Below are 15,509 nucleotides of genomic sequence, written 5' to 3'. Positions count from 1 at the left end.
ATGGTGTGCAAACGAAAGGCTTGCAAACATGACCTCGCAAATCGATTCCGCCTCCCTTCTGGCGCGTGCCGGCGAACTGATCGATCTGGCCAAGGCGGCGGGAGCCGACAAGGCGGATGCGGTGGTCGTCCGCTCCCGCTCCAGTTCGGTCAGCGTCCGGCTCGGAAAGGTGGAGGGAACCGAATCCTCGGAAAGCGACGATTTCTCGCTGCGTGTCTTCGTCGGCAACAAGGTTGCAAGCGTTTCCGCCAATCCGGGTTTCGATCTGAAGGTGCTGGCCGAACGCGCAGTCGCCATGGCAAAGGTCTCGCCCGAGGATCCCTTCGCCTGCCTCGCGGATGAAAAGGACCTTGCGAGAGATTACCCCGATCTCGACCTGTTCGATCCGACCGAAGTCTCCGCCGATACGATGCGGGACGTGGCGCTCGAGATGGAACAGGCAGCGCTCGATGTCGCAGGCGTCACCAATTCGTCGGGATCCGGCGCCTCTTCCGGCATGGGCGGAATGGTTCTCGTCACGTCGCACGGATTTTCCGGCGCCTATATGGCCAGCCGCTTCGGCCGCTCCGTCAGCGTCATCGCCGGCGAGGGCACGAAGATGGAGCGCGACTACGATTTCGACAGCCGTCTGTTTGCAGCCGATCTCGACGATCCGAAGCTGATCGGCCGGCGGGCCGGCGAGCGGGTGGTCAAGCGCATCAATCCGCGCCAGGTCGATACCGGCAGCAATGTCACCGTCGTCTTCGAACCCCGCATCGCGCGCGGCTTTGTCAGCCATATCGCCGGCGCCATCAACGGCGGATCTGTTGCCCGCAAGACATCGTTCCTGCGCGACAAGATGGGCCAGCAGGTTCTGAAATCAGGCCTTAACATCACCGACGATCCCTTGATCGTGCGCGGTTCTTCCTCGCGCCCCTTCGATGGCGAGGGTGTGAAGGGCGAGCGTCTCGTGATGATCGAGGACGGCGTGCTGAACCACTGGTTCCTCTCCACCTCGACCGGCCGCGAAATCGGGTTCCCGACCAACGGCCGCGGCGTGCGCGGCGGCACATCCGTTACCCCGGCCTCCACCAACCTCGCGCTCGAACCGGGCGACATTTCGCCTGAAGACCTGGTCCGCCAGATCGGCACCGGTTTCTACATCACCGAACTGATCGGCCAGGGCGTCAACATGATCACCGGCGAGTATTCGCGCGGCGCGACCGGCTTCTGGATCGAGAACGGCGAGCTTGCCTATCCGGTGTCCGAAGTGACGATCGCCTCCAACCTGAAGGACATGTTCATGCGGATGACGCCGGCAAACGATATCGACCGCAAGTTCGGCACGGCCTCTCCGACGATCGCCATCGAAGGCATGACGCTGGCAGGACGCTGACCGATGGCTGGCGCGGAAGGGCAATGGCTTGAAGATCTGGACCTGATCCGCGATGCCGCCCGTCAGGCCGGCGAGATCGCGCATGGCTTTTTCGGCCAGTCGCCGGAAGTCTGGTGGAAAAACGAGGGCTCGTCGCCCGTCAGTGCCGCAGACTTTGCGGCAAACGACATTCTCCAGAGCCTGCTTCTGACCGCCCGTCCCAATTACGGCTGGCTCTCGGAAGAAACGGATGACGACGACGCCAGGCTTTCACTCGACACGCTGTTCGTGGTGGATCCGATCGACGGCACCCGCGCCTTCATCAATGGCGAAAAGACCTGGTGCGTCTCGGTCGCCGTCGTCCATCGAGGCCGACCCGTGGCGGGTGTTCTGGTCGCGCCGGCGCTCGGCGAGGAGTTCTTTGCCGTCAAGGGCGGTCAGGCGATCCGCAACGGTGCGCCGATCTCTGTTACCAAGGATGATCATGATAAGCTTGTGATCGCTGCCGATGAAAACCTTGTGAAGAAATTTGATCTGCCGTTCCGCAGCCATGTCGAACGCCATCGGCATATCCCGTCGCTCGCCTACCGGTTGGCGATGGTCGCGGACGGACGCCTCGATGGCACCGTCGTCAAGCGCAACTCGCATGACTGGGATCTCGCCGCCGCCGACCTTATCCTGGAATGCGCAGGCGGCCGGTTGACCGACCTTGCGGGAAGCCCGCTCACCTACAACCGGCGGCAGGTCCGCCACGAGATGCTGGTGGCTGGCGCAGAGCATGCACTGGAACGGCTATTGCCGCAGATCCAGCGATTTCCGGCCGCTTGACCTTTGTGGCGTAATGCCGCAGATGAGGATCGGGCGGAGAGGATAAACGGGACAGGATGGACATGACCGCGACGACTGACAAGAAACAGCTTCTGCATCTGGTTTTCGGTGGCGAACTTTCGAGCCTCGAAGAGGTTCAGTTCAAGGATCTTGCGGCGCTGGATATCGTCGGCATCTATCCCGATTATGCAACGGCCCTGACGGCCTGGCGCAGCAAGGCACAGCAGACGGTCGACAACGCCCAGATGCGCTATTTCATCGTTCACATGCATCGCCTGCTCGAGCCAGGCCCCAAGTAACGCTGAAGCAAGCCTGATCTGCCAGGTTTCGAAATGCCAAGGTCTGGAACATAGGGTCCGGGACCCCTTTTTGACGCATTTGTGCATGACAGAAATTCGGCGACTGATACGATATCAGAAGGACGACCGGGATTGATGACGGCCATCATGCAGTGGGGGCAAAAGCGATGAGCGGCAGTATGGCTCGCATGGCCCTGGCGGGATACCGCCTGGCCGGCATCGCGCTTTATCCCTTTGCCGGGCCGTACCTCACGTACCGGTCGATGAAGGGCAAGGAAGATTCCTCGCGCCGTCTCGAAAGGCTCGGCTATGCCAGCCTGCCGCGCCCGCGCGGACCGCTGGTCTGGGTTCATGCCGCAAGCGTCGGCGAAACCATGTCGATCATGCCGCTGATCCGCGAACTTCGCCGTCGCGAGATCCATGTCCTGCTGACGACAGGGACCGTTACATCCGCAGCACTGGTCGATGCCAGGCTCGGCGATGAAGTCATTCATCAATATGTGCCGTTCGATCTGAAATTCTCCATCAAGCGCTTTGTCTCCTACTGGAAGCCGGATGCGTGCATTACGGCCGAGTCCGAAATCTGGCCGACGACGGTGGCCGAGCTGGCGCGGCGTCGCATCCCGCAGATCCGCGTCAATGCACGCCTCTCCGATCGCTCGTTCACGCGCTGGCACAATCATAATACCATCGCCGAAGCGCTGTTCGAAAAGCTGGCCCTCGTGGTGGCCCAGTCCGATCTCGATGCGGAGCGTTTCCGTGATCTCGGCGCCTGGCCGGTGATCGTGTCCGGCAACCTCAAGACCGATACCGACCCGCCGCCATGTGACGAGGAGCTTCTGGCCCGCTACAAGGCCGAAATCGGCGAGCGCAAGACCTGGGCTGCGATCTCCACGTTCGATGGCGAGGAAAAGGCCGCCGCCACCGTGCATCGGGCGCTGAAGCCGAAAAGCAACCTGTTGACCATCCTCGTGCCCCGTCATCCGGATCGCGCAGATGCGATCGAGGAGATGCTGAAGGCGGAGGGGCTCACCGTCGCCCGCCGCTCGCGCAACGACACGATCACGCCGGAAACCGATATTTTCCTCGGCGATTCCATCGGCGAAATGGGTCTCTATCTGCGGCTGACCGAAATCTCCTTCGTCGGCAAGTCGTTGACCAACGAGGGCGGCCAGAACCCGCTGGAGCCGGCCATGCTCGGATCTGCCGTTCTGTCCGGCCCGAACATCGACAATTTCCGCGATGCCTACCAGCATCTCGTCAAGAAGGGCGGTGCCCGGATGGTCCGCGATGTCGAAATGCTAGCAAAGGCCGTGCATTACCTGATGATCAACGACCTTGCCCGCCGCAAGATGGTCGAAGCCGGCCATGACGCGATGGACGAAATGCGCGGCGCGTTGGCCAAGACCGTCAAGGCGCTCGAACCTTACGTCAATCCGCTGACCGTCAGCGCCAGACTTCAGCCGAAGACAGCCGCCGCCGGTGCTGCACGCTGATGGCCGGGGCGACAAGCGACGTGGCGGATATGGACTTCTCGCATATCGCCGGCATCCTGTTCGACAAGGACGGCACGCTTTTGCACTATGATGCGAGCTGGGGCCCGGTGAACCGCGAAGCGGCCCGCATCGCGTCGGGCGGCGATGCGGATCTCGAAATGCGCCTCCTGCAAGCCGGCGGCATGGATCCCGTATCCGGCCACACCCGTGCCGATAGCCTGCTTGCGGCCGGCAATGCCGCCGAGATCGCCGCAGGTTTCGTGTCCGCAGGCGCCCCCATGGATGTGGCAGATCTCACCCGTCAGCTCGATGCACTCTTCGTTCGCTCTGCCGAATATTCCGTTCCGGTCACCGATCTCGCCGCCTTCTTCGGCGCGCTGAAGGCACGCGGCCTGAAGCTCGGCATCGCCTCCAGCGACAATGAGGAAGCCATCCGCCAGACGGCGATCCGTTTCGGCTTTATCGATCATGTCGATTTCATCTGCGGCTATGACAGCGGTTTTGGTGTGAAGCCCAAACCCGGCATGTTCCTGAAATTCTGCGAGGTCGTCGGTCTCGAACCGGAACAGGTGGCGATGGTCGGCGACAACAATCACGACATGCATATGGGCGAGGCGGCCGGCGCCGGCATCAAGGTCGCGGTTTTGACCGGGACCGGTTCGCGCCAGACGCTGTCGACTGCCGCCGATCTCTGCCTCGACGATATCTCCGCCTTTGCCGCCCTCCTGCCGGTCTCGGCACCGGCTGCGGCGGGCTGAGCGGTGGTTTCCGAAGCGCCGCCCTTCTGGTGGACCAAGGCCGACTGGCGCGTCTGGGCGCTGTCGCCGGTTTCGTTCGTCTATGGTGCCGTCTCCGGCCGCCGCATGGCGAAGTCGAAGCGGGCGCAGGCGCCCCTGCCGGTCATCTGCGTCGGAAACTTCACCGTCGGCGGCGCCGGCAAGACACCGACGGCGATCACGCTTGCCCGCGCCGCCAAGGCGAAGGGCCTCACCCCCGGCTTCCTCACCCGCGGCTATGGCGGATCGCTCGACGTCACGACAATGGTCGATCGTTCCAAACACAAAGCCGAAGCCGTCGGCGACGAAGCGCTGCTTCTCGAGCGCGAAGCGATGACCGTCATTTCCCGCCGCCGCGTTGATGGTGCAAGGATGCTGGCGGAAAACGGCGTCGATCTCATCATCATGGATGACGGGTTCCAGAGCGCCCGTCTCTCGATCGATTTCGCGCTTGTCGTGATCGATTCCGTCCGCGGCATCGGCAACGGCCATCTCGTGCCGGGCGGTCCCGTGCGGGCACCGCTGGCCGAGCAGATGCGCCAGGCCTCCGCCATCCTCAAGGTCGGCACCGGCGACGCGGCCGACAGGATCGTGCGCCAGGCATCGCGCGCCGGCAAGCAGGTCCACGTCGCGACACTCGATCCAAGCCCCGGCCAGTCGCTGGCGGGCACAAATCTTCTCGCCTTTACCGGGATTGCCGATCCGGAAAAATTTTACCGCACGGTCAACAGCGTCGGCGGGTTGATTTCAGAGCGCCGGTCGTTCCCGGACCATCATTTCTTCACGGCGGATGAAATCGAAAGCCTGCTGGAGGATGCCGACAGGAACGGTCTCCATCTCGTGACGACGGCCAAGGACGCGGTGCGTCTCGTCGGTCATCACGGTCCGGCCGAAAAACTGCTCAACCGGGTACAGGTGGTGGACGTGGAGATGATCTTCGACAATCCGAAGGCGCCCGGCCAGATCATCGACGCAGCACTCGCCCGTTTTCGCGAACGTCGATTGAAGAACGGCGTTAAACCCTGATCAGGGCGCAAGCGCGCGTCGGTTGATTGTGCTTAAGCCCGGCTCTGGTTCGGCAGCAGGCCGGAGCGCTTGTCGGCTTCCAGCGAGGACGCGCAATCGGCATAGGCTTCCTGCCGCGCCACGCTCCAGTATTTGAGCTCGTCGACCGGGATCTGTGCACCCGTCATCGCGCAGATCACGTATGAACCGCTGCTGACGATCTGGTAGTCGCCATCCAGGTACCGGATTTTCGCCTCGCGGAAGCTGCCGCCTTCGAACCGGTTCATCTGTCTGCGTCTCCTGCGAAAAAACATCGGATTGCTCGCGCCTTTGGCCGCCATTCCCTACACCGCGCATGGCAAGCCTTCAAGTCCGCCCGAACAGGCGTTCGATGTCGGACAGCTTAAGTTCGATATAGGTCGGGCGGCCATGGTTGCAGGTGCCGGAACCGGGCGTCGCCTCCATCTGGCGCAAAAGCGCATTCATCTCGTCGGGCCGAAGCCGGCGCCCTGAGCGCACCGAGCCATGGCAGGCCATGGTGGCCGCGACATATTCCAACTTGCCGCGCAGGGCACCGGCCGTGCCCCATTCGGCCACTTCGTCGGCAAGATCGCGGATCAGCGAGGATGCATCAACTTCGCCAAGCATCGCCGGCGTTTCGCGCACCGCAACCGCGCCGGGACCGAACCGCTCGACCGCCAGCCCCAGCCGGTCGAGTTCCTCCGCATGCATCATCAGCCGGTCGCATTCCTCTTCCGGCAGATCGACGATCTCCGGAATGAGCAGAACCTGGGACGCCAGCCGCTTGTCGTTCAAAGCCTGACGCAGCGCCTCGTAGACCAGCCTTTCATGGGCCGCATGCTGGTCGACGATGACGAGGCCGTTTTCCGTCTGGGCGACGATATAGTTCTCGTGCACCTGCGCGCGCGCCGCACCGAGCCGGTGGCGCTGCCGGTCCTCCGGGACATGCACCGTTTCAGATATGGCATCGTCCGTGCGGGCCGCCGGCATGGTTAGACCGTCGAAACCCTGCTGCGCCCGTTCCCCGAAGCCGAACGGTGCCTGCAGCGGCCGGGACGGCGATGCCGCAGGGCTCCAGGGCGCTGGCGTCGGGGGCCGATAGGCGTGGCCGGATGAAAACCCCGGCCTGAACGCCTGCATCATGCCGGATGCGCCGGTCGTGTTCGCCCGGTCGCCCTCGCGGTGCAACGCCTCGCGGATGGCGCCGACGATCAGCCCGCGTACCAGCCCCGGATCGCGAAACCGGACGTCGGCCTTGGCCGGGTGTACGTTGACATCCACCAGCGCCGGATCGAGCGTGATGGACAGAACCGCCACCGGATAGCGACCGGACGGCATCCGCTCCGCATAGGCACCGCGGATGGCCGACAGGATGAGCTTGTCCTGCACCGGCCGTCCGTTGACGAAGGCGTATTGATGTCCCGAATTGCCCCGGTGGAACGTCGGCAGCCCGACAAAGCCTGTGAGGCCCACATCCTCGCGCATCGCGTCAATCTCGATCGCATTGTCGCGAAACTCGGCCCCGAGAACCTGCGCCATGCGCGCCAGATGGTCCTCGCCGGTCGCCGGCAGGTCCAGCGTGGTGCGGTCGGAGCCCGACAGAACGAAACGCACATGCGGAAAAGCGATCGCCATGCGCTTGACGATTTCGGTGATCGCACCGGCTTCCGCCCGTTCGGTCTTCAGGAATTTCAGGCGTGCCGGCGTTGCAAAGAAGATGTCGCGAACTTCCACCACCGTGCCGGGATTGGCCGGTGCCGGCCGCGCCGCGGTCGTCTTGCCACCGGTCACCGACACCTGCGAGCCGCTGTCGCTCCCTTGGCGCCGGCTGGTGATCGTGAGTTTCGCGACCGACCCGATCGACGGCAGTGCCTCGCCGCGAAAGCCGAGCGTTCTGATATCGTCGAGCGTCGTCGCGATCTTCGAGGTGCAGTGGCGGCGGATCGCGAGGTCGAGATCGGCGGGCTCCATGCCCGATCCATTGTCCGTGACGCGCAGAAGAGACTTGCCACCGCCCGCCGTGGCGATCTCGATGCGCGTCGCACCCGCATCGATGGCGTTTTCGACCAGTTCTTTGACAGCGCTTGCGGGTCGCTCGATGACCTCGCCGGCAGCGATCTGGTTGATGAGCGTTTCGGAAAGCTGCTTGATGAACATGGCGCTATTTTCAAGGATTTCCGGCGGGAAGGAAAGGCTGCCGGATGGTTTGTCCCCTGCAAGCCCTGCAGCAAGCCTATCTTAATTCGGCCTTAACCGAAAACCGATATTCAATCTGAGTTGAACAGGATGAACCCGGGAGAGCGCCAGCTCTCCGCAGAGGAACCGATGTATGGGCCGGCTGGGCACCCGTACACGAGGATCGGCCCTTTGTTCGAGGACTTGAAGCCAGCATGTGTCTTACCCGACTTGATTAATTGAGACGGATTGCACCGCATGGTGCCGGCGATTGGCCGAGTCTGTGAACACACAGGGGGTTTTGTCACATGAATGATTTGGCGTCGGCGGACGCGGACATTCAGACTGCGATGATGGAAGTGATTTCCGAGGCGATCTCGGGTGGGCACTCAGGCGGCCTTGTCGTCTACGACAAGAACGACCTGTTGATCTTTGCCGGTCAACAACTGACCATCCTTCTCGGCATTCCTGACAGCGTCCTTGCACCCGGTACACGGCTGCGCGATCTCCTTGGTGCCATCTATGACGGCGGCGGACGGTTCATGTCCGAGACCGGCGGCACAAAACGATTGCTCAGCCGCGACGACTGGATTTCCGACAATATTGCCACGCTCTGGAAGGAGCGGCACGAGGCGCTGATGCGCCGTGGTGCCGATCGCTGGATCAGTCTTGCCAAACGGCGCCTGCCGTCGGGCTACGGCGTCTGCATCCTCCGGGACGTTTCCGAACAGCGCAAGCGCGAAGAGCAGTGGCGCGCCGACATGGAGCGTGTGCAGTTGACCGAGGATATCCTCGACAACCTGCCGTTCCCGGTCATGGTCAAGGACACCAATCTCGCCTTCGTCGCCGTCAACAAGGCTGCCTGCCGCTTTCACGATCTCCCCGCCGAAGCGCTGCTCGGCTGCACGGGGACCGACATCCATGCTCCGGCCTTGGCCCAGCGGCTCGACGGTATCAACCGCCGGGTGGTGGAAGACGGCGAAGAGATCCAGCTGCCGGAGCGTCTGACGCGGCCGGATGGCTCGCAGATGGTGATCGTCGCCAACAAGTACCGGATCGGCAAGCCGGGCCGGTACTATCTCGTCACCGCCATGCAGGACATTTCCCGGATGGTGGAGGTGGAAGAGGACGGGCGTGGCTTTATCCGCCTGTTCGACGACCCCAATCTGTTTTCCGCCAAGCTGCATCGCAAGAGCAAGATGCGGGACGCTTTGCAGGGCGCGGATCCCGATATCGCCGGAAGCCAGATCCTGATCGTTTCAAGCGACCCGCTTTTCACCGGAACCGCGAAGGCGATCCTTGCGGATTTTCAGGTCGAGGCATCCTCGGTCGTTGATGAACACGAACTGGCGCTTTGCCTCGAACTCGTGTCCAACGCCGCGGTCAGGGTCGATCTCATCGTCGCGGATCGCGATCTGGCATCCGCCTGCCGCGCCATCGGCTCAAATTACGACAAACAGGTCGTGGCCTTCGATGCTGCGGCTCTCGAAGAGCATCTCGTTCCCACCCTCAGCCGCGAACTGACCAAGTTGCGTGGACCTGTCGAACAGGACGAAGAAGACAACTGGCAGATCCTGCCCGATGACCCTCAGCCCTGCGTCGATATCCTTGTTGCTGAAGATAACGAGGTGAACCAGATCGTGTTCTCGCAGATCCTCGAAAGCCTCGGGTACCGCTATGCGATTGCGGTCGATGGAGAAGAGGTGGTCAGGATGTGGCACGAGCTTCGTCCTTCGCTGGTGCTGATGGATGTCACTCTGCCGACCCTGAACGGCTTCGAGGCAGCGCGGGCGATCCGCACGCTCGAGGAAGAAGGGCAGGCGTCGACACCGATCGTCGGCGTTCTCGCCCAGGCATTCGACCGCGACCGCGAGGAATGCTTTGCATCGGGAATGGACGACGTGATCCTGAAGCCGATCAGTCCCGATGTGCTGGAAACCCTGTTCGCGAAATTTCTCGTCGTTGCCGGTTCGCAGCAGATGCTGTCTTGAGCATGGATCGGAAGCGCGGGCGGCTATCCCGAAACGCTACGGTTCCGCTATGAAATGTTAAGCTTTGTCCCGCATCGTCGCCTATCAAATGTGGTGCAAGCGGATAAACTTATGACGTTGGCGGAAAACCCGTTGCCGCAGCTCCGTCAGCATGAGCTGCAGGCCAAGGCTTATAGCGACCCGCTTACGGGTCTTGGAAACCGACACCGTATGCGCGACAAGGTTCACCTTCTCGCCGCAGAGCGTGCAGCCGATCCCGCCCCGTTTACTGTTTGCATTGCCAATCTCGATGGTTTCAAGCCGATCAACGACCTGTTCGGTATGGAAGCGGGCGACGAGATCCTCTGCCAGGTGGCGCATCGCCTCAAGGCCTGCATTCCGGATGGCGCAACGGTCACTCGTCACGACGGCGACGAGTTTGCCTTCGTGCTGCCGCTCGTCTTCGAGCGCACCGGTGCCGAACGGATCGGCCAGATGATCCGGGATGTTCTTTCCGCACCCTATGATCTGGGGGATCGCAATGTGCGTCTCTCGGCGTCCTTCGGCTTTGCCATCTACCCCTTCGCCGGCGAGCATTTCGAGGAACTGCTGAAGAGCGCTGAAACCGCGCTTTACCGGTCCAAACGCCGCGGTCGCGGCCAGATCACGGTCTATTCCCAGGAAATCGCGCAGGAGATGATGCGCGCGACGCAGCTTGAACAGGCGCTGCGCCATGCGATCATCAGCGATGCCGTGGATGTCCATTTCCAGCCTATCGTGCGCCTGGACGATGGATCGGTCGTCGGGTTCGAGGCACTCGCGAGATGGAACGACAAGGATCTCGGTTTCGTATCGCCCGCCGTCTTCGTGCCGCTTGCCGAAGAGCGCGGTTTCATCGATGCGCTGTCGGAAACCCTGCTGCGCAAGGCGGCCGAGGCAGCGCTGTCCTGGCCGCGGGATCTGTTCCTGTCCTTCAATCTGTCCTCTGCCCAGCTGATGGACCCGACCACCACGGAAAGCATCCTTTCGACGCTCGCCCGCGTCGGGCTCGATCCGCATCGGCTGGAATTCGAGATCACCGAGACTGCTGTGATGACCTCGGCCGATACGGCAGAGCGCATCATCACGGATCTTCGCAAGGCAGGCGCGCGCATCTCGCTCGATGATTTCGGAACCGGTCAGTCCAGTCTCGGACGTCTGCGCGACTTCACCTTCGACAAGGTCAAGATCGATCGCGCCTTCGTCTCCCGCATCACCTCGGACCGTGCCTCTGGACACATCGTCAGGGCGATCATCGCCATGTGCGACGGTCTGGAACTGGAAGTAGTCGCCGAGGGCATCGAGCAGCCGGAAGAAGCGGAAATGCTGCGATCGCTGGGCTGTGCCATGGGGCAGGGCTATTACCACGGCAGACCCGCCGATACGGCCTCGACGCTGCGGTATCTGAGCACCCATCACCGCGACTTCATGACCCCCGATCGGGACTGATCTTCCGCCTGCACCACCGTTGAGGAGAGGGCGCGGAGTGGACAGTCCGCGCCGCGTCTGATGCTCGCACGGGGCTGTCCGCTGCGCGATGATGTGATTTTGCAAGCCGCATTGCGAGATCCCATGTCCGTTTCGAACGATCCCCTTCTGCAGCCGTTTCAGCTGAAGCATCTGACCCTCAAGAACCGCTTCATGTCGACGGCACACGAGCCGGCCTATTCCGAAGACGGCATGCCGAAGGATCGTTACAGGCTCTACCATCTCGAAAAGGCCAAGGGCGGTATCGCGCTCACCATGACCGCCGGCTCGGCGATCGTCTCGCATGACAGTCCACCCGCATTCGGCAACCTGCATGCCTATCGCGACGACATCGTGCCGTGGCTGAAGAAGCTCACCGATGACTGTCATGAATACGGCACGGCGGTGATGATCCAGCTCACCCATCTCGGGCGCCGGACCGGATGGAACAAGGGGGCCTGGCTTCCTGTTCTGGCGCCATCTCCCATTCGCGAACCCGCCCACCGCGCCTTCCCGAAGGAGATCGAGGACTGGGATATCGAGCGCATCGTTGCAGACTATGCCGATGCCGCCAGCCGCATGCAGGCGGCGGGTCTCGATGGCATCGAGATCGAAGCCTACGGCCACCTGATCGACCAGTTCTGGTCGCCCGCCACCAACCACCGCGACGATGCGTTCGGCGGGTCGCTCGAAAACCGCATGCGGTTTTCGACCATGGTGATCGATGCGGTGCGAAAATCCGTCGGTCCGGATTTCATCGTCGGCATCCGCCTGGTTGCCGACGAGAACTGGGACAAGGGCTTTTCCCGCGAAGAGGGGATCGAGATCTCCCGCCGGCTGGTGGCGTCGGGCGGCATCGACTTCCTGAACGTCATCCGCGGCCATATCGATCACGATGCGGACCTGAACGAGGTGATCCCGATCCAGGGCATGCGATCCTCGCCGCATCTCGACTTTGTCGGCGATGTCAGGAAGGCGACGAAATTCCCGGTCTTTCATGCAGCCCGAATCGCCGATGTTGCAACGGCCCGGCATGCGGTCGCCGAAGGCAAGCTCGACATGGTCGGCATGACCCGTGCCCACATTGCCGATCCGCATATCGCGAACAAGGTAGCAAGTGGCAAGGAGGCGACCATTCGCCCCTGCGTCGGTGCGACCTACTGTCTGGATCGCATCTACGAGGGAGGAGAGGCTCTCTGTATCCACAATGCGGCGACGGGGCGCGAAGCCTTGCTGCCGCATGTGATCGAAAAGTCAGCAGCTGTCCGAAGGGCCGTCGTGATCGGTGCCGGTCCTGCCGGGCTCGAGGCGGCCCGCGTGCTGGCAGAGCGCGGCCACGCAGTCACCGTGCTCGAGGCAACGGGGGAGGCGGGTGGCCAGATCAATCTTCTGGTTCGCAATCCGCGCCGCCGCGAAATGATCGGCATCATCGACTGGCGGCTGGCGGAGCTTGAGCGGTTGGGTGTCGAGATCCGCTACGACGTGTTCGCCAACGCCGACGATGTCCTCGAACTCGAGCCCGACCTCGTCGTCGTCGCAACCGGCGGCATACCGCAGTCGCCGCAACTTGAGGCGGGCGAAGAGCTTCTGACCTCCAGCTGGGATATTCTCGCCGGATCTGCCAAACCCGCAGGCCCGGTTCTGCTGTTCGATGACAATGGCGGCCATCCGGGTATGAGTGCCGCCGAAGTCATCGCCACATCAGGCGCGGATCTCGAGCTTGTCTCCCCCGAACGCTTCTTCGCACCTGAGATGGGGGGCATGAACCATGTCCCCTACGCACGGATTTTTGCCGAGAAGGGTGTCCGCGTGACGATCAACACGCGGTTGAAGTCGGTGCGGCGTGACGGCAATGCATTGGTGGCAAGCCTCGGATCCGATTACGCAAAGGATGTGGTCGAGGAAAGGCGTGTCGCACAGGTCGTGGTCGAGCACGGCACGGCCGCGAACGCGGAGCTCTATTACGAGTTGAAGCCGCTCTCGCGCAATCTTGGCGCCGTGGACTACGCGATGCTGATTAACAGAAAAGCGCCGCTGCTGCCGAAGAACCCCGGCGCGGCTTTCGATCTCGTGAGGATCGGCGACGCTGTGGCAAGCCGCAATGTCCATGCAGCAATCTACGATGCGCTGCGATACTGCTCGCTTCTGTAAACCGCGCACGAAAAAGGCGGCATTATCAATGCCGCCTCTTCCATTCAATCGTCTGTCACGTGGCGTGTAGCCCGTTCCAGGTCCCTAAAAATTAGTTCTTAGGAGCCGTCGACGGAGTTGTGGCGCCATTTTCAGCCGGTGCTGCCGGGGTGCCCGGAGCCGGGTTCATCGTGGAAGACGTGGTCGATGTGTCGGATGCTGCCTGCTTGTCGTCCAGCGTCTTGAACTCTGGCGCTGACTTCAGCGCCTCGGCCGTTTCGGTGGTCGACAGACGCACTTCGTTGTTGTTCTGCGCGTCGCGGGTAAGCGTCAGCTTGCTGATCGGAAGAGCTACATCCTTTTCGCCGATGCCGAGGAAGCCGCCGACGCCGACAACTGCTGCAACGAGTCCGCCGTTTTCTTCAAACAGGAGGTCGTTGACGTCACCAATGCTTTCGTTAGCCGAATTGTAGATCGACTTGCCGATATAATCGTTGGCGCTGACCTGGGTGGTCGCCTGTTCGGTCAGGTAATTGCCGTCTGCAGTGGTAGCCATGCCACCTGCTGGTGCAGCCGGGGTCGTTGTCGTGGTATCGGCCGGTGCCGAAGGTGCTGCCGGTGTCGCCGGAGCAGGCTGTGCCGTCTGGGCAAAGGCCGGTGCAAGTGTGGTGGACGCCATGAGAACGGCTGCTGCGGCGATCGTGCTGAGAGTCTTTTTCATCGTGTTCCTACCTTTTCCATCTAATTCGTCATGAAGGACGGCTTCTCGGATTGAAGGGCCGTCTCGACCAAGAAGGACGCATTCGTTCTGCTTGGCTTCGGTAGGGAAATGGCCGAAACGCCGGTTTGGTTCCGCATTTCCATGCCGTTTTATTAGGCAGAAACTGCGGAACGTTTCAGCACTTGGCGGGTTTGGGGCTTTATCAGCGAGAATATAGATCCTTAAAGTCAGGCCGAGTATCGGGGTTCCCGACCAAGCGTGACTGGAACGGCGAGTTCGAACAACGCTCCCGCCAGCGGATCGGAGGTACGGGCGTCCTGGTCCATTCCCTCCCAGGCTGATGTGACAGCCAAGCGCCCATTTCCGATCACGACAGGGCAGGTCGTTCTCTTGGCGGGCACTTCGAAACGCGCGAGAAGGACACCGTCCAGACCATAATGGTCGACCGCACCTTCACCCCAGCGGGCGTTCCAGATCGTGCCGTCCTGATCGCAGATCGCGCCATCCATTCCACCGGGGCTGCCGCTGCCATCGATGAAGAGGGTGGGTTTTGACGTCGGGAGCCCGGTCAATGGATCAAGGTCGACACGCATGAGGTGGTTGATGCGCGTGTCGACATAATAGCCGATGCTTCCGTCCGGCGAAAAGCAGATCGCATTCGGAATGCTCATCTTGTCAAACAGCGTCGTGACCTTGCCGCCCACGACATGATAGATCGCACCCGCGCCTTCCGCAGCGGAGCGCCCCATCGTGCCGATCCACAGCGCGCCGGAAGGGTGCAGCCGGCCGTCGTTGGAGCGGTTGTCCGGCTTGTCCTTCTCGAGGTCGCAGTGCAGGGTCAGTTCGCCGGTGGCGCGATCCCGTATGAAGAGCCCTTGATCGGAGGCGATCAGCTGCCGCTCGGCGTCGACCGGCACGAGAACGCTCCCCATTATGGGGAGGATCTGCACAGATTCTTTGCCGGTGTTGATGTCGAGCGAGCGAAGCTGCTTTTCGAGAATGCTGAACCACCAGATCGTCCCGGTGTCCGCATCGAAGCTGGCTCCTTCGCCAAGTTCACAAGGCGTCGAGGACAATACGCTACCCTGGAACGGGTGAGAGACAAAATCGGCTGTGGTCACGGGCATCCTCCGCAGAAGCTTCTGTTCGTTGCAGAATTAACGCGAACCGCCGCGATGGCTAGCCGCGTCATCAGATTTTCCCTGACAAATTCCTGAAACCATGCGAC

At 62.1% G+C, this 15,509-nt stretch carries 13 protein-coding genes; 9 read left to right on the top strand and 4 right to left on the bottom strand.

The genetic code is table 11. The annotated features are described in order from the left end of the window. Window positions 1–28: 28 nt before the first annotated feature. The 6 genes from ASG19_RS03185 to lpxK all read left to right on the top strand — a co-directional run bounded on the left by ASG19_RS03185 (window position 29) and on the right by lpxK (window position 5,779). A complete protein-coding gene (locus ASG19_RS03185; RefSeq protein ID WP_062454848.1) occupies window positions 29–1,375 on the top strand; it encodes a TldD/PmbA family protein in 1,347 nt (448 codons plus the stop codon). Between the two features lie 3 nt (window positions 1,376–1,378). Continuing rightward, window positions 1,379–2,182 carry a 3'(2'),5'-bisphosphate nucleotidase CysQ gene (locus ASG19_RS03180; RefSeq protein WP_062453703.1) on the top strand — a complete coding sequence of 268 codons (804 nt, stop codon included), beginning with the start codon at window positions 1,379–1,381 and terminating at the stop codon, window positions 2,180–2,182. Window positions 2,183–2,244: 62 nt separating this feature from the next. Then, window positions 2,245–2,481 (top strand): DUF4170 domain-containing protein, encoded by a 237-nt coding sequence (locus tag ASG19_RS03175; protein WP_062454846.1) that lies wholly within the window; start codon window positions 2,245–2,247, stop codon window positions 2,479–2,481. A 167-nt stretch (window positions 2,482–2,648) separates the two neighbouring features. Further along, window positions 2,649–3,977 (top strand): lipid IV(A) 3-deoxy-D-manno-octulosonic acid transferase, encoded by a 1,329-nt coding sequence (waaA, locus tag ASG19_RS03170; protein WP_062453702.1) that lies wholly within the window; start codon window positions 2,649–2,651, stop codon window positions 3,975–3,977. Next, window positions 3,977–4,735 carry an HAD family hydrolase gene (locus tag ASG19_RS03165; protein ID WP_244476070.1) on the top strand — a complete coding sequence of 253 codons (759 nt, stop codon included), beginning with the start codon at window positions 3,977–3,979 and terminating at the stop codon, window positions 4,733–4,735. Before waaA ends, ASG19_RS03165 begins: the two co-directional genes overlap by 1 nt. A gap of 3 nt (window positions 4,736–4,738) precedes the next feature. Further along, on the top strand, window positions 4,739–5,779 hold the full coding sequence (lpxK, locus tag ASG19_RS03160) for a tetraacyldisaccharide 4'-kinase (protein WP_062453701.1): 1,041 nt from the start codon (window positions 4,739–4,741) through the stop codon (window positions 5,777–5,779). Window positions 5,780–5,811: 32 nt separating this feature from the next. Here the strand turns inward: lpxK and ASG19_RS03155 are convergent, their stop codons facing one another. Next, window positions 5,812–6,045, bottom strand: coding sequence for a DUF2093 domain-containing protein (locus ASG19_RS03155; RefSeq protein WP_062453700.1), 234 nt, complete (start codon window positions 6,043–6,045; stop codon window positions 5,812–5,814). A gap of 79 nt (window positions 6,046–6,124) precedes the next feature. Beyond that, entirely contained in the window at window positions 6,125–7,936 is a 1,812-nt protein-coding gene (gene mutL / locus ASG19_RS03150) for a DNA mismatch repair endonuclease MutL (protein WP_062453699.1), read from the bottom strand. 326 nt (window positions 7,937–8,262) lie between these two features. On the opposite strand from mutL, the gene ASG19_RS03145 reads away from it, so the two are divergent. The 3 genes from ASG19_RS03145 to ASG19_RS03135 all read left to right on the top strand — a co-directional run bounded on the left by ASG19_RS03145 (window position 8,263) and on the right by ASG19_RS03135 (window position 13,581). Then, window positions 8,263–9,945, top strand: coding sequence for a response regulator (locus ASG19_RS03145; RefSeq protein WP_062453698.1), 1,683 nt, complete (start codon window positions 8,263–8,265; stop codon window positions 9,943–9,945). Between the two features lie 111 nt (window positions 9,946–10,056). Further along, entirely contained in the window at window positions 10,057–11,412 is a 1,356-nt protein-coding gene (locus ASG19_RS03140; RefSeq protein WP_062453697.1) for an EAL domain-containing protein, read from the top strand. A gap of 123 nt (window positions 11,413–11,535) precedes the next feature. Next, window positions 11,536–13,581: an NADH:flavin oxidoreductase gene (locus tag ASG19_RS03135; RefSeq protein ID WP_062453696.1), complete on the top strand. Its 2,046-nt coding sequence runs from the start codon at window positions 11,536–11,538 to the stop codon at window positions 13,579–13,581. Between the two features lie 91 nt (window positions 13,582–13,672). Here the strand turns inward: ASG19_RS03135 and ASG19_RS03130 are convergent, their stop codons facing one another. Continuing rightward, the gene (locus tag ASG19_RS03130) at window positions 13,673–14,281 is read right to left on the bottom strand and encodes a PRC-barrel domain-containing protein (RefSeq protein ID WP_062453695.1); all 609 of its coding nucleotides are present in this window, start codon (window positions 14,279–14,281) and stop codon (window positions 13,673–13,675) included. Between the two features lie 227 nt (window positions 14,282–14,508). Next, entirely contained in the window at window positions 14,509–15,402 is an 894-nt protein-coding gene (locus ASG19_RS03125; RefSeq protein ID WP_244476069.1) for an SMP-30/gluconolactonase/LRE family protein, read from the bottom strand. Between the last annotated feature and the right edge of the window lie 107 nt (window positions 15,403–15,509).

Origin of the sequence: Rhizobium sp. Leaf306 (genome assembly GCF_001423425.1) — a bacterium.
Taxonomy (GTDB): Bacteria; Pseudomonadota; Alphaproteobacteria; order Rhizobiales; family Rhizobiaceae; genus Neorhizobium; species Neorhizobium soli.
This window is presented reverse-complemented; position numbering and strand designations above follow the sequence as displayed.